The sequence below is a fragment of the Streptomyces sp. NBC_01257 genome (assembly GCF_035917255.1).
Classification (GTDB): Bacteria; Actinomycetota; Actinomycetes; order Streptomycetales; family Streptomycetaceae; genus Streptomyces.
In genome coordinates, this window is record NZ_CP108472.1 from 2,426,893 (window position 1) to 2,440,752 (window position 13,860).

Annotated in this window: 12 protein-coding genes; 4 read left to right on the plus strand and 8 right to left on the minus strand. The window is 71.7% G+C overall.

The window, feature by feature from the left end; all coding sequences use genetic code 11:
* The first annotated feature begins 61 nt into the window (after nt 1-61).
* A complete protein-coding gene (locus tag OG408_RS10200) occupies nt 62-340 on the plus strand; it encodes a DUF6343 family protein (RefSeq protein ID WP_326669471.1) in 279 nt (92 codons plus the stop codon).
* A gap of 45 nt (nt 341-385) precedes the next feature.
* Here the strand turns inward: OG408_RS10200 and OG408_RS10205 are convergent, their stop codons facing one another.
* The 4 genes from OG408_RS10205 to OG408_RS10220 form a co-directional block, all read right to left on the minus strand.
* Complete coding sequence (locus OG408_RS10205) at nt 386-754, minus strand: tetratricopeptide repeat protein (protein ID WP_266777521.1); 369 nt, start codon at nt 752-754, stop codon at nt 386-388.
* A gap of 68 nt (nt 755-822) precedes the next feature.
* The gene (gene coaE, locus OG408_RS10210; RefSeq protein ID WP_326669472.1) at nt 823-1,425 is read right to left on the minus strand and encodes a dephospho-CoA kinase; all 603 of its coding nucleotides are present in this window, start codon (nt 1,423-1,425) and stop codon (nt 823-825) included.
* Between the two features lie 54 nt (nt 1,426-1,479).
* Entirely contained in the window at nt 1,480-2,418 is a 939-nt protein-coding gene (locus OG408_RS10215) for a PAC2 family protein (protein ID WP_266777525.1), read from the minus strand.
* 82 nt (nt 2,419-2,500) lie between these two features.
* Nucleotides 2,501-4,024 (minus strand): flavin monoamine oxidase family protein, encoded by a 1,524-nt coding sequence (locus tag OG408_RS10220; RefSeq protein WP_326674507.1) that lies wholly within the window; start codon nt 4,022-4,024, stop codon nt 2,501-2,503.
* A gap of 324 nt (nt 4,025-4,348) precedes the next feature.
* Between OG408_RS10220 and OG408_RS10225 the strand changes: the two genes are divergently transcribed.
* Nucleotides 4,349-5,311, plus strand: coding sequence for a right-handed parallel beta-helix repeat-containing protein (locus OG408_RS10225; protein WP_326674508.1), 963 nt, complete (start codon nt 4,349-4,351; stop codon nt 5,309-5,311).
* A gap of 108 nt (nt 5,312-5,419) precedes the next feature.
* Here the strand turns inward: OG408_RS10225 and rpsA are convergent, their stop codons facing one another.
* The gene (rpsA, locus tag OG408_RS10230; RefSeq protein WP_266777527.1) at nt 5,420-6,934 is read right to left on the minus strand and encodes a 30S ribosomal protein S1; all 1,515 of its coding nucleotides are present in this window, start codon (nt 6,932-6,934) and stop codon (nt 5,420-5,422) included.
* Between the two features lie 397 nt (nt 6,935-7,331).
* Between rpsA and OG408_RS10235 the strand changes: the two genes are divergently transcribed.
* Nucleotides 7,332-8,144: a class I SAM-dependent methyltransferase gene (locus OG408_RS10235; protein ID WP_266777529.1), complete on the plus strand. Its 813-nt coding sequence runs from the start codon at nt 7,332-7,334 to the stop codon at nt 8,142-8,144.
* Nucleotides 8,145-8,192: 48 nt separating this feature from the next.
* Entirely contained in the window at nt 8,193-10,694 is a 2,502-nt protein-coding gene (hrpB, locus tag OG408_RS10240) for an ATP-dependent helicase HrpB (protein ID WP_266777531.1), read from the plus strand.
* Here hrpB and OG408_RS10245 read toward each other — a convergent pair.
* The 3 genes from OG408_RS10245 to OG408_RS10255 form a co-directional block, all read right to left on the minus strand.
* Entirely contained in the window at nt 10,681-11,682 is a 1,002-nt protein-coding gene (locus tag OG408_RS10245; RefSeq protein ID WP_266777532.1) for a DUF3068 domain-containing protein, read from the minus strand. The genes hrpB and OG408_RS10245 overlap by 14 nt on opposite strands.
* A 35-nt stretch (nt 11,683-11,717) precedes the next feature.
* Nucleotides 11,718-11,855: an SPW_0924 family protein gene (locus OG408_RS10250; protein ID WP_136330601.1), complete on the minus strand. Its 138-nt coding sequence runs from the start codon at nt 11,853-11,855 to the stop codon at nt 11,718-11,720.
* Nucleotides 11,856-12,006: 151 nt separating this feature from the next.
* Nucleotides 12,007-13,719 carry a lytic transglycosylase domain-containing protein gene (locus OG408_RS10255; RefSeq protein WP_326669476.1) on the minus strand — a complete coding sequence of 571 codons (1,713 nt, stop codon included), beginning with the start codon at nt 13,717-13,719 and terminating at the stop codon, nt 12,007-12,009.
* Nucleotides 13,720-13,860: the final 141 nt, after the last annotated feature.

Sequence of the window (13,860 nt, forward strand, 5' to 3'; positions counted from 1 at the left end):
TGCCGTCGGATCGCCGCACGAGTGCCGTCGCGGGTCCATGCTGGTAGGTGAGGCGATCGCCATGCGTACCGGTAATGAGCCCACGACCGCCCGCAGCCCGCTGCGGATGCGGCTCTGGCTGAGTCTATGGGGCCTGGCCTGGGCCGTCTTCGGCCTGACGGCCTTCACTGTCACCGGCCGGCCGGGCTGGGCGGCGGCCTGCGGGGTGCTGCTGGTGCTGGTCCTGGTGGATCTGGCCGTGATCGTCCACCACCTGCGCCGGGGTCCGCGCGGCCGGCCGGACCGCACGATCCCGCCGTACGCACCCGGTCCCGGCGGACGGGGACGTTACGGGCACTGAGCGCCGGACTCCGGACATGCGGGCCCGGCCGTAGGAGCCGGGCCCTCAGCCGTCCGCGTCGAAGCGGGCCGCCTTCAGGTACTCCGGGTTCGGGTCGAGCGCCGCCGCCAGCCGGAAGTGGCGCGTGGCCCGCTCCGGGTGGCCGGACCGCTCGAAGGTGCGCGCGAGGGCGAAGTGCGCGAACGCGTTGTCCGGCTCCCGCTCCAGCACGAGCTCGAACTCAAGCTCGGCGGGGCGCAGTTGGGCGGCCGCGAAGAAGGCGCGGGCGCGCAGCAGCCGGGCGGCGGTGTTCTCCGGGTGGGAGGCGATCACCGAGTCGAGCAGTTGCACGGCACCCCGCGGGTCGCGCGCTGCCAGCAGCTGCTCGGCCGCGCGGAAGTCTATGACGTGGGTCTCCGGGTTCCTCTCGGGCACAGTCGCATCCTTCCCTCGTCCACCGCGGGGTGAACGTCGGCCCGGCCGCCGGAATTCCGGCCCCGGGGTCAGCCGGCCGCGGCCCGCCGTTCCAGTTCCGACCAGAGCGCGCGGACCTGCGGTTCCAGGGCCTCGACCGGTCCGTCGTTGTCGATGATCAGATCGGCCACCGCGCGTCGCTGCTCGCGGGTGGCCTGGGCCGCCATCCGGGCGCGCGCCTCCTGCTCCGTCATCCCGCGCAGCCGCACGAGGCGGTCGAGCTGGGTCTCCGGGGCGGCGTCGACCACGACGACCAGGTCGTAGAGGGGGGCGAGGCCGTTCTCCGTGAGGAGGGGCACGTCGTGGACGACGACGGAATCGGGTCCGGCGGCCCGTTCGAGTGCGGCGGAGCGGGCGCCCACCAGCGGGTGGACGATCGCGTTGAGAGCGGCCAGCCGCTCTCTGTCGGCGAAGACGACCGAGCCGAGCTTCGGCCGGTCCAGCGTGCCCTCGGGGGTCAGGATGCCGGTGCCGAACTCCTCGACGACGGCGGCGAGCCCGGGGGTGCCGGGCTCGACGACCTCGCGGGCGATCCGGTCGGCGTCGACGAGGACGGCCCCGTAGCCGGTGAGCATCCGGGACACTTCGCTCTTGCCGGCGCCGATCCCACCGGTCAGACCCACTTTCAGCATGGGCGGCAGCCTAGTACCCGCCGCCCGGTGGTGCGGTGAGCGGGCCGACCGGTCTCAGCCGTCACCCTCGCGCTCGGCCAGGAACTTCTCGAATTCGAGGCCGATCTCGTCGGCGGACGGCAGGTCCACCGGTTCGGCGACCAGATTGCCGCGGGTCTCGGAGCCGGCGACCGCGTCGTACTGGTGCTCCAGGCCCTCGACCAGCGAGACGAGCTCCTCGTCGCCCTGGTCGATCTGGCGGTCGATCTCCGTCTGGGTGCGGTGCGCCTCGGTGCGCAGCGAGTGGGCGACGGTCGGCAGGACCAGTCCGGTCGCCGCCGTGATCGACTCCAGTGCGGTGAGCGCGGCGTCGGGGTAGGCGGAGCGGGCGACGTAGTGCGGCACATGGGCGGCGACACCGAGCACGTCGTGTCCGGCCTCCATCAGCCGGTACTCGACGAGGGCGGCGGCGGAGCCGGGCACCTGAGCCTCGTCGAACGGGCTGCGGTGGCCGGGCATGAGGTCGGTGCGGTTGCCGTGCGGGGTGACGCCGACCGGGCGGGTGTGCGGGACGCCCATCGGGATGCCGTGGAAGGTGACGGCGAGGCGGACACCGAGCCGCTCCACGATCTGCTCGACGGCGGCGGCGAACCGCTCCCACTCCACGTCGGGCTCGGGCCCGGACAGCAGCAGGAAGGGCGCCCCGGTCGCGTCCTGGACCACCCGGACGTCCAGCGTCGGGGTCTCGTACGCCGACCAGCGGTCGCGCTTGAACGTCAGCAGCGGGCGCCGTGCGCGGTAGTCGACGAGGCGGTCGTGGTCGAACCGGGCCACGACCTGGTGGGGCAGCGATTCGAGCAGGCCGTCGACGATCTGCTCACCGGTCTCACCCGCGTCGATGTAGCCCTCGAAGTGGTAGAGCATGACCAGGCCGGCCGACTCCTGGGCGAGCGCCATGTCGACGACAGCCAGGCCCTTCGGCTCCCATTCGTACAAACTCTGCGGATCAGGCACGGTTACCGCTCCTCCTTGTGTTCCTGAAGAAGAACGTCCCGGGGGGCACGGGCATTCCCGCCCGTGCCCCTTCACATGGTGTTTACCCAAGTACCCGCGTATGCAGTGCGGTGACCGCCTTCCGTGCGGAGGTGAACGCTCCGTGCTGCCAGGCGTCCGCGTAGCTCAGGTAGTCACCGGCGAAGTAGACCCGTCCGGCCGCCCGGTTGAGCGGTGCGAAGACGGGGGCGTCGGGGCCGCCGGACAGCGAGTGCCAGGAGGCCTCCAGGTACGGGGTCTGGCGCCAGTGGTGGGAGAACGACGTGGCGAGTTCCGTGCGGTACTTCTCACCGTGGATCTTGACGCCCTGGGCGAGGGCCCGCGCCTCCCGCTCGCGCGGGGTGAGCGCGGCGTACGCGTCGGCGTTGGAGCCGGTGTTGTAGTAGCCGATGATGGTGCCGCGCCGGCCCTGGTGGCCGTAGGACGGGTACCAGATGTGGGCCAGGTCCATGTCGGTCTCGGTGATGCCGCCGTAGATCTGCTGGTCGCTCTCCCACCAGCGGCTGCGGTACTCCAGCCCGATCTTCCCGGCCGACGACGGCTTGCAGGCCTCCAGGGCCGTCTGGACGGCCGGGCCGAGGTTGTGGGCGGTCTTGGCCAGGATGTTGGGCGGCAGGGCGGCGACGCAGTAGTCCGCCTCGATGCTGCGGGCGCGGCCGGACTGCGTGTAGGTGACGGTGACGCCGTGGGCGGTGTCGGTGATCTCGGTGACGGCGGCGCCGGTACGGATCCGGCGCTCCCCGATCGCCCGGGTGAGCGCGGCGGGTATCCGGTCCATGCCGCCGACGGGCTGGAACATCAGCATCGCCTGGTCGTACTCGAACTCGAAGGCGAAGTACCGTCCGACGCCGCTGGCGAAGACCTCGGATGCGGTGGGTACGGACCCGAGCTCCTCGCCGGGGGTGCCGGCGGCCGCGGGGTCGACGCGGTAGCCGCGCCGGGGGCTGCCGGTGTAGTCGAGGGTGTCGCCGATGTCGCCGAAGTCCTTGAGGAAGTCGAGCAGCCGCTCCTGGTCGTCGGCGGTGATCTGCCGGTCGAGCGCGCCCTTGTCGGTGGCCTTGGAGAGGAGTTCGGCGACGTAGCCGTACACGTCGGCCTTGGCGGTGCGGTAGCGGACGGGGGCCTTCATCCCCGACTTCTCGTTGTAGATGTAGGCATTGGCGTTCACGTTGGTGAACACCTCGATGGGGACGCCGAGTTCGCGGCAGTAGTCGAGGGTGACCATCCACTGCGGGATCCGGCCGGGTCCGGCGTTCATGTACTGGCCGTCGGAGAACCGCGCGGTCTGCTTGACGCCGTGGATGTCGGTGGTGGAATCCCCGCCGCGTACGGTGAAGTTGCGGCCGCCCGTACGGCCGCGCGCCTCCAGGACCGTACAGTCGTAGCCCGCCTTGCCGAGCTCATAGGCCGTGGCGAGACCGGCGATGCCGCCGCCCACGACGACGACCTTGGCCGCGGCCTTCCCCTTCAGGTGGAAGTCACCGCTACTGGGGGCGCGGAAGGCGGGTTCGCGGCCTGCGGCCTGGGCGGTGGGGGCGAGGCCGAGCGCCCCCATGGTGGCGAACATCGCGCCCGCCCCGCCGGACAGGCCGACGTTGCGGAGGAAGGTGCGGCGGCTCGCGGGCGAGTGGTGCGAAGCGTGAGTCATGTCCCGGCTCCCCTTCGGATCTTGAGGTTGCCGGGATCCTGGCAAGGGCGTGTTACGGGCCGTCAGCTATTCGTGTATCTCGCACGTTTCCCTGTGTTCACTCTGCCCGCAGCATCGACGCACATTGGTCCAGACCTTGACATGGCTCGACCCCGTCCCTAGCGTCACTGGGCAGCAAGTTCAGACACTCGCCCCACATTCATGTACGAGAACGTCCTGAACCTCTCACGGGAAGGCACCCCCATGCGCACCCGCACGCTGCTCCCCGCCCTGCTGGCCACCGCGCTCGCCACCGGCGCGCTCACCCTCGCCTCCGCCGCGACGGCCGGTGCCGCGACGGTCATCGAGGTGAGCACCGCCGCCCAGCTCAAGTCGGCCCTCACCGCGGCCGCCCCCGGCGACACGATCCACCTCGCGGACGGCACGTACACCGGCAACTTCAAGGCCCTCGTCCCCGGCACCGCCTCCGCGCGCATCACCCTGACCGGCTCCTCCGGCGCGGTCCTCACGGCCGGCGGCGGCTACGGGCTGCACTTGAACGGCGCCTCGTACTGGACGGTGAAGGGCATCACCGTCACCGGCGGCCAGAAGGGCATCATGGCCGACGGTGCCAACGGCGTGATCATCGATGCGGTGACCGTGCACGACCTGGACATGGAGGGCGTCCACTTCCGCAAGTCCAGCAGCGACGGCGTCATCCGGAACTCGCGGATCTACGACACCGGGCACGACGGCCGGGGCATGGGCGAGGGCGTCTACGTCGGCTCGGCGGGCGACCTCTCCGACCGCAGCGACCGGGTCCAGATCCTGGACAACACGATCGGACCGGACGTCGGCGGCGAGAACGTCGACATCAAGGAGGGCACGACCGGGGCCCGGATCATCGGCAACACCTTCGACGGGAGCGGGCTGACGGGCGCCAACTACGACGACTCCTGGGTCGACGTGAAGGGCAACGACGTCCTCGTCCAGGGCAACCACGGCTCCCGTACGACCAACAACGGCTACGAGACGCACACCCAGCAGAGCGGCTGGGGCTGCGGGACCGTCTTCCGGGACAACGCCTCGGACCTGTCCGGCTCCACGGGCGACAAGCGGATCGCGGTCAACGTCACGAACTACGGCGCGAGTTGCCCCACCACCGTCTACGCGAGCAACACGGTGACCGGCGGCAACGGCCTGACCAACATCGACGTCACCCCGTAACAGCCCGAACAGCCCGCCGCGGAAACAAACGAGTGAGGCCCGCTCCCCGAAGGGAGCGGGCCTCACTTTCACCTACTGCAGCCGATGACCGGCCGGAGGGTCAGAGCGTCAGCTCTGGCCACCCGCCAGCTTCTCGCGCAGGGCAGCCAGGGCCTCGTCCGACGCCAGGGCGCCGGAGTTGTCCGCGGACTCCGAGGAGTACGAGCCGCCGCCACCGCTGCCGCCCGAGGCAGCCGGAGCGCTGCCGGCCGGGGCGGCAGCGCCCTCGGCAGCAGCGGCCTCGTCGGCCTCGCGGGACTTGATGACCTGGGCCTGGTGCTGCTCGAAGCGCGTCTGCGCCTCGGCGTACTGCGTCTCCCAGACCTCGCGCTGAGCCTCGAAGCCCTCGAGCCAGTCGTTGGTCTCGGGGTCGAAGCCCTCGGGGTAGATGTAGTTGCCCTGGTCGTCGTACGACGCGGCCATGCCGTACAGGGTCGGGTCGAACTCGACCGAGGCCGGGTCGCCACCGAAGGACTCGTTGGCCTGCTTCAGCGAGAGGCTGATGCGACGACGCTCGAGGTCGATGTCGATGACCTTGACGAAGATCTCGTCGTTGACCTGGACGACCTGCTCCGGGATCTCCACGTGGCGCTCGGCCAGCTCGGAGATGTGGACCAGGCCCTCGATGCCCTCGTCGACGCGCACGAACGCACCGAACGGAACGAGCTTGGTGACCTTACCGGGAACGACCTGCCCGATCTGGTGCGTACGGGCGAACTGCTGCCACGGGTCTTCCTGCGTCGCCTTGAGCGACAGGGAGACGCGCTCGCGGTCCATGTCCACGTCGAGAACCTCGACGGTGACTTCCTGGCCGACCTCGACAACCTCGGAGGGGTGGTCGATGTGCTTCCAGGACAGCTCGGACACGTGCACGAGACCGTCGACGCCACCCAGGTCCACGAAGGCACCGAAGTTGACGATCGAGGAGACGACGCCGGAGCGGACCTGACCCTTCTGGAGGGTCGTGAGGAACGTCTGGCGGACCTCGGACTGGGTCTGCTCGAGCCAGGCACGGCGGGACAGGACCACGTTGTTGCGGTTCTTGTCCAGCTCGATGATCTTGGCCTCGAGCTCCTTGCCCACGTACGGCTGGAGGTCGCGGACGCGGCGCATCTCGACGAGCGACGCCGGCAGGAAGCCACGGAGGCCGATGTCGAGGATGAGACCACCCTTGACGACCTCGATGACGGTACCGGTGACGATGCCGTCTTCTTCCTTGATCTTCTCGATGGTGCCCCAGGCACGCTCGTACTGAGCGCGCTTCTTCGAGAGGATCAGGCGGCCTTCCTTGTCCTCCTTCTGGAGAACCAGGGCCTCGATCTCGTCGCCGACCTTGACGACCTCGTTCGGGTCGACGTCGTGCTTGATCGAGAGCTCGCGGCTCGGGATGACACCTTCGGTCTTGTAACCGATGTCGAGGAGAACCTCGTCCCGGTCAACCTTGACGATGACACCGTCAACGATGTCGCCGTCGTTGAAGTACTTGATCGTCTCGTCGATCGCCGCGAGGAACGCGTCCGCGTCGCCGATGTCGTTGACCGCAACCTGCGGAGTGGTGGCGGTGGTCTCGGTGCTGCTCGTCATGTGGGAAAGGGCTCCGGTACGGACAGTGAGTCGAAGTTACTGCTACGCCGTGAGCCCGTATCGCCTCTGCAGAAGCCGGACAGCCTGGGAAGCGCCGATCCCGAACCGGGAGGCGCCTCGTGAACCGAGGGGACATACATACAGATGCGAGCGCGGCCTGCTAGGTCTGAGGCGCGCAGGCTCGCAGCGCAACTTGTAGCATACGGGGGCAGCAGGGCAGGGTCAATGCGCGAAGGCGCACACCAAGGGCGGAACGACCCATACCCGGCACAACTCAGGTTCACCGAGGCCACATCGGCCCCGGAGATGTTCCGGACACACGGGTTCCGTACTCACGGATCCCCCCTGGTACGTACCGCGTACGACGGGGTGAAGGCAAACTACAACGACGGACACGATGAGCCAAGAGATCTACGCGGCCGAACCAGAGGCGACACGGCGCGGCGCCGGCGAGGCGGAGAGCAGCCGGGCCAGTCGCGGCTGGTGGGACCGCAACGCCGACGAGTACCAGAACGACCACGGCGGCTTCCTCGGCGACGACCGCTTCGTCTGGGGACCCGAGGGGCTCGACGAGGCGGACGCGGCCCTGCTGGGCCCGGCCGGTTCGCTGAAGGGCCTGGACGTCCTGGAGATCGGCGCCGGCGCGGCACAGTGCTCGCGCTGGCTGGCCGCCCGGGGTGCCCGGCCGGTCGCCCTCGACCTCTCCCACCGCCAGCTCCAGCACGCCCTGCGGATCGGCGGGGGCATCCCCCTGGTCGAGGCGGACGCCGGGGTGCTGCCGTTCCGCGACGGCTCCTTCGACCTGGCCTGCTCCGCGTACGGCGCGGTGCCGTTCGTCGCCGACCCGGTGCAGGTGTTCCGTGAGGTCCACCGGGTGCTGCGCCCCGGCGGCCGCTGGGTCTTCTCCGTCACGCATCCGGTCCGCTGGGCGTTCCCGGACGAGCCGGGGCCCGAGGGCCTGTCCGTCGCCGCCTCGTACTTCGACCGCACCCCTTATGTGGAGCAGGACGAGCGGGGCGACGCGGTGTACGTGGAGCACCACCGGACGCTCGGCGACCGGGTGCGGGACGTGGTGGCGGGCGGTTTCCGCCTGGTCGACCTGGTGGAACCGGAGTGGCCCGCCTGGAACAGCCAGGAGTGGGGCGGCTGGTCGCCGCTGCGCGGCAACCTGATCCCGGGCACCGCGATCTTCGTCTGCGTACGGGACTGACCGCCGTCCGGTGAACGGGCCGGGCCCCGCCCGTACGAGACTGGGGGCGTGATCCGCACCGACGCACTGGACCAGCTGCCCGTCCGCACCGCCGTGCCCGCGCTGCGGCAGGCGCTCGACGACCGCGGTGTCGCGGTGCTCTGCGCGCCGCCGGGCACCGGCAAGACGACGCTCGTCCCGCTGGTCCTGGCCGGTCTGACCGGCGACGGACCGGTGCGCCGGGTCGTGGTCGCCGAACCCCGGCGGATCGCCGCCCGGGCCGCGGCCCGGCGGATGGCGTGGCTGCTCGGCGAGCGGCCGGGCGAACGGGTCGGCTTCACGGTGCGCGGCGAGCGCGTGGTGGGTCCGCGGACCGTGGTCGAGGTGGTCACCACCGGGGTGCTGCTCCAGCGGCTCCAGCGCGACCAGGAGCTGGCGGGTGTCGACGCGGTGATCATCGACGAGTGCCACGAACGGCATCTGGACGCGGACACGGTGGCCGCGTTCCTCCTGGACGTGCGGGAGGCGATCCGTCCCGATCTGCGGCTGGTCGCCGCGTCGGCGACGACGGACGCGCAGGGCTGGGCCCGGCTGCTGGGCGACGCGCCGGTCGTCGAGGCGCAGGGGGTGTCACACCCGGTGGAGGTGGTGTGGGCGCCGCCGCTGCGGCCGGTGCGGCCGCCGCACGGGATGCGTGTCGATCCGGCGCTGCTGGGCCATGTCGCCGCCGTGGTGCGGCGGGCGCTGGCGGAGCGGGACGGCGACGTGCTGTGCTTCCTGCCCGGCGTCGGTGAGATCGGCCGGGTGGCGGGGCAGCTGTCCGGGGTGGCCGCGGAGGTGCTCCAGGTCCACGGGCGGGCCCCGGCCGCCGTGCAGGACGCGGTGCTGGCCGGTTCGTCCGAGGGGCGGCGGGTGGTGCTGGCGACCTCGGTGGCGGAGTCCTCGCTGACGGTTCCGGGTGTGCGGACCGTCGTCGACTCGGGTCTGGCCCGGGAGCCTCGCACCGACCACGCGCGGGGGCTGAGCGCGCTGACGACGGTACGGGCCTCGCAGGCGGCGGGCCGGCAGCGGGCGGGCCGGGCCGGCCGGGAGGCGCCCGGGACGGTCTACCGCTGCTGGGAGCAGGCGGAGGACGGGCGGCTCGCCCGCTTCCCCTCCCCCGAGATCAAGGTGGCCGACCTGGCGGCGTTCGCCCTCCAGGCGGCCTGCTGGGGCGATCCGGACGCGACGGGGCTCGCCCTGCTCGACGCACCGCCGGCCGGTGCGATGGGCGCGGCCCGCGAGGTGCTGACGGCGGTCGGCGCGGTGGAGGCGGACGGGCGGGTCACCGGGCGGGGGGTCCGGATGTCCCGGCTGGGTCTGCACCCGCGGCTGGCCAGGGCGCTGCTGGACGGGGCGGCCGAGGTCGGCGGGCGCCGGGCCGCGGAGGTCGTGGCGCTGCTGAGCGAGGAGCCGCCGCGGGACTACGGGGACGACCTGGCCGCCGCGTTGCGCACCGCCCGGCTGGGCAAGGACGGTTATGCCGCCCGCTGGCGCCAGGAGGTGCGGCGGCTGTCCTCCTCCCTGAAGGACGCGGGTCACGGCGGGCCGGGTCCGGACGATGCCGCCGTGGGGCTGGTCGCCGCGCTGGCGTTTCCCGAGCGGGTGGCGCGGGCCCGGGGCGAGGGGGCGTTCCTGATGGCGTCCGGCACGGGCGCGGAACTGCGGGACGGCTCACGGCTGCGCAGCGCCCCGTGGCTGGCGGTCGCGGTCGCGGACCGTCCGGCACACGCGGCCTCCGCGCAGGTGCGGCTCGCCGCCGTCATCGACGAGGACACGGCGCGGCTGGCGGCCGGGCATCTGCGGTTCGCGGGCGAGGAGGTGCGCTGGGACGGCCGGGACGTGGTGGCCCGACGGGTGGAGCGCCTGGGCGCCGTCGAACTGGCGACGCGCCCGCTGAAGCGGCCGGACCCCGCGCTGGTGCGCGAGGCCCTGGTGGAGGGGCTGCGCCGGGAGGGGCTCGGGCTGCTGCGCTGGAGCCGCGACACCGGGCAGCTGCGCGAGCGGCTGGCCTTTCTGCACCGGGAGCTCGGCGCGCCGTGGCCGGACGTCTCGGACGAGGCGCTGCTGGACCGTACCGAGCAGTGGCTGGAGCCCGAGCTGTCGCGGGCCCGGCGCCGCTCGGACCTGGCCGGGATCGACGCCGGGCAGGCGCTGCGCAGACTGCTGCCGTGGGCGACGGGTGAGGCGGCCCGGCTGGACGAGCTGGCCCCGGAGCGGATCGAGGTGCCGAGCGGTTCGCGGATCAGGGTGGAGTACGGCGGTCCGCAGCCGGTGCTCGCGGTGAAGCTCCAGGAACTGTTCGGCCTCCAGGAGACCCCGCGGGTGGCGGGCGTCCCGGTGCTGGTGCACCTGCTCTCGCCCGCGGGCCGCCCTGCGGCGGTGACGGCGGATCTGGCGTCGTTCTGGCGGGAGGGCTACAAGGCGGTGCGGGCGGAGCTGCGCGGCCGCTATCCGCGGCATCCGTGGCCCGAGGACCCGACGACGGTGGCGGCGACCCGCTTCACGAAGGCGCGGCTCAAGCGGGAGTAGGGGCGGGTTCCGGTTCCTTGCGCCCGGCCGTCTCCGCCTCGTCCGGCCGCCGCGAGCGGGCCTCCAGCCACAGTGAGAGGGCCAGCAGGAGGACGGCGAGGACGAGGAAGCCCCAGGGCAGGTACGAGGTCAGCAGCAGGACCAGCAGGCGCTGGGACTTGACCAGGTCGGTGATCGAGACGATGTAGTCCTCGCGCATCTTCACGTGCCCGGCGAACACGGTGACGGTGTCCTGGGACATGCCCATCGCCTTCGCGTTCCGCAGCTCCTCCTTGTGGACCTCCTCGCCGTTGACCGGCGCCCCGGTGACCGGGTCGACCCAGAACATCCGCTTGGTGGTGTACCAGCGGGTCATGCCGGTCTTGGCGATCTGCGCCGGGGTGATGCCCTTGATCGGCATCGTCTTCGGCATCGGGACCTTCGTCCACGGGATGGTCTGCTCGAAGTAGTAGACGTCCAGGCCGCGGAACTTCTGGGTGCCCTCGTAGTGGATGGGCGCGCTGGTGCGGGTCTGGGCGTCGAAGTACTCGTAGTCGCGCTTCTCGGTGAGGAAGGGCCACTTGAACTCGATGCCCTCGCGGCTGACCGGGTCCCCGTCGACCGATTCGCCGGTGGCGTGGACGGGGTCCTGGCTGTGGGCGTCGAAGATGTAGCGCTCGGGGATCTTGGAGACCATCTTGCCGTCGGGACCCTGGATGTAGGAGAGCGCGTCCCACACGACGACGTCGCGGCCGGCGCTGCGCTCGATCTTGTCGGACTCCTCCACATTGCCCTTGAGGGTCTGCACGATGGTGATCTTGTCGACCTTCTCGGACTTGAGCGTGCTGTAGTTGAGCAGGGTCGCGGGCTTCGCCTCCAGCACCGTCTCCTGGTACTGGTTCGGCGGTATCTTCGCCAGCCGCGGGAAGGCGTACCAGCGCAGCAGCGGTGACATCGCGGCGAAGAAGACGGCGAAGGCCAGGAGTACGAGGCTGGCTCGGCGGCGCATGGGTGTCCTCCCTCTGCATTCCGTGGTGCGGACGGCTAGTTCTTCGGACCCGGGACCGTGGTCAGCAGGGGTTTGGGTGAGGTCTCGCCGGGTGGGGCGCCGATCGCACTGATGGTGAGCACGAGGGCGAGGGCGGCGGCCAGTCCGATGGCGGCGGCGACTAGGGCACGCATGCTCGGCCTCCCGGAAGCACGGAACTGATGGGTCGTCAGGGCTGGGGCACCGTAGCAACCCGGACGCGAGATGAGAACACGTAGAACAGCCCCTTGGCCGGGTCCCGGCGAAGGGGCTGTTCGGGGCGTGTGGAGCCCTGGTGCGGACGGGTCAGGCGGCGGCGGGGGCCTCGACCGTCAGCTCGATGACGACCGAGCCGCCGCCCTCGGTGGTGAGGCGCAGCTTGTACGTGCCCGCGGCGCCGTCGGCGTAGATCGCCGGCAGGGTGACCGTGCCGTCGGCCCCGGTGGTGAGCGCGAGGGTGCGGACCGGGTCCCCCTCGTCGTCCGTGAAGTACGGGCCCTTGTCGTTCTCCGCCGGCTTCTCGTCGTCGGTGATCATGGTGGCGGTGACGGCGACCCGGTCGGCGGCCGCGCCCTTGAACGTCGCCTTGGCGGTGACGTCGGCGAAGGTCTGGCCCGCGACGGCGGTCAGCTTCGCGGTGCCCGTCCTGGCGATGGCGTCGGCCTGCCGGGCGGTGACGGCCGCCTGGTAGGTGACGGCGGGCAGCGAGGTGCCGGTGGCCGTCGCGCGCACGGTGAACGCACCGGTCTTCTCGCCCGCCTTCAGCACCGGCGCGGTGACGGTGCCGTCGGCCCCGGTGGCCAGGGTGACGGACTTCTTCCCGCCGTCGAACGCGGCGTCCGTGTCACCGGCGACGGTGAAGGTCACGGACACCTTGGCGAGCGGCTTGCCGAGGTTGCTCTTCGCCCGGGCCTTGATCCGCTCGGCGAACGCGTCGCCCGCCGTCGCGGTCAGCTCGCCGGTGCCCGCGTTCTGCACGGCGGCGAGGTCCGGGGTCGGCGTGGGCTCGGGCGTCGGCGTTGGGGTCGTCGGCGTCGTCGGACGGCCCGGGTCCGTGGGCGTGGGGCTCGGCTTCGTCGGAGGCTTGGGGGTCGGCGTCGTCGGAGGCTTGGGGTTCGGCGTCGGCGATCCGGACGGCGAGGAGGACGGCGACGGGGAGCCGCCCGAGGTGCCGGGGCCGAGGTCCGGATGGGTCCCCGTGCCGGTCTCGGCCGGCAGGACACCGGTACCGTCCGGCACCTCGTGGGTGCCGCGGTTGTAGTAGTCGAACCAGGTGCGGACGGTACGCAGATACTCGTCCGAGTGGTTGTAGCTCAGGACCGCCCGGTCCAGGTCGGCGGCGAGCGACAGGTCGCGCGAGCCGGCGCAGAGGTAGCGCCCGGCGGCGAGCGCCGCGTCGTAGATGTTGTTCGGGTCCCTGCGGCCGTCGGCGTTGCCGTCCTGGCCCCAGGTCTCCCAGGTCGACGGGATGAACTGCATCGGGCCGACCGCCCGGTCGTGCGTCGAGTCGCCGTCGTAGACACCGTTGTCGGTGTCCTTGATCAGGGCGAAGCCCTGGCCGTTGAGGGCCGGTCCGAGGATCGGGGAGAACGTGGTGCCCTGCGCGTCGACGCGGCCGCCGCGGGCCTGGCCGGACTCCACCTTGCCGATCGCGGCGAGGAGCTGCCACGGCAGCCGGCAGGCGGCGTCCGTGCCCGCGATGGTCTGCTGGGCCTTCTTGTACGCCGCCAGGACCGAGGCCGGTATGCCCGATTCCGCACTGCCTGTCACGGGCAGATTGGTGGAGGTGCCCGGCTTGTTGGGCGTGTTCAGCGGCGGCAGGTCCGTGAAGTAGGGCGAGTTGCCCGACGCGGCGCCGTCGCCCGAGGGCGTCGATCCGGCGGCCGGCTGCTCGCCTCCCTCGGACGCCACCAGGGGTGAGCCGGGGGCCTGCGATGCGGAGAGTGCCGCCACAGCGGCGGCTGCCACGGCAGTCGTGGCCGCCCCTCTGCGAAGTCGGCGACCGAATTGCGCTGCCATAACGTGTGGGCCCTCCCCGTCGTCGGCTGTCCGCGCTCCCCTGCGCCTGGACTCAGGCGACCCTACGGCAACTTGTGCCGCCCGAACACAGCGGCCGTACCGCTTCTTACCGGTTTCTCACCTTCCGGTCCGCAAGTTGCC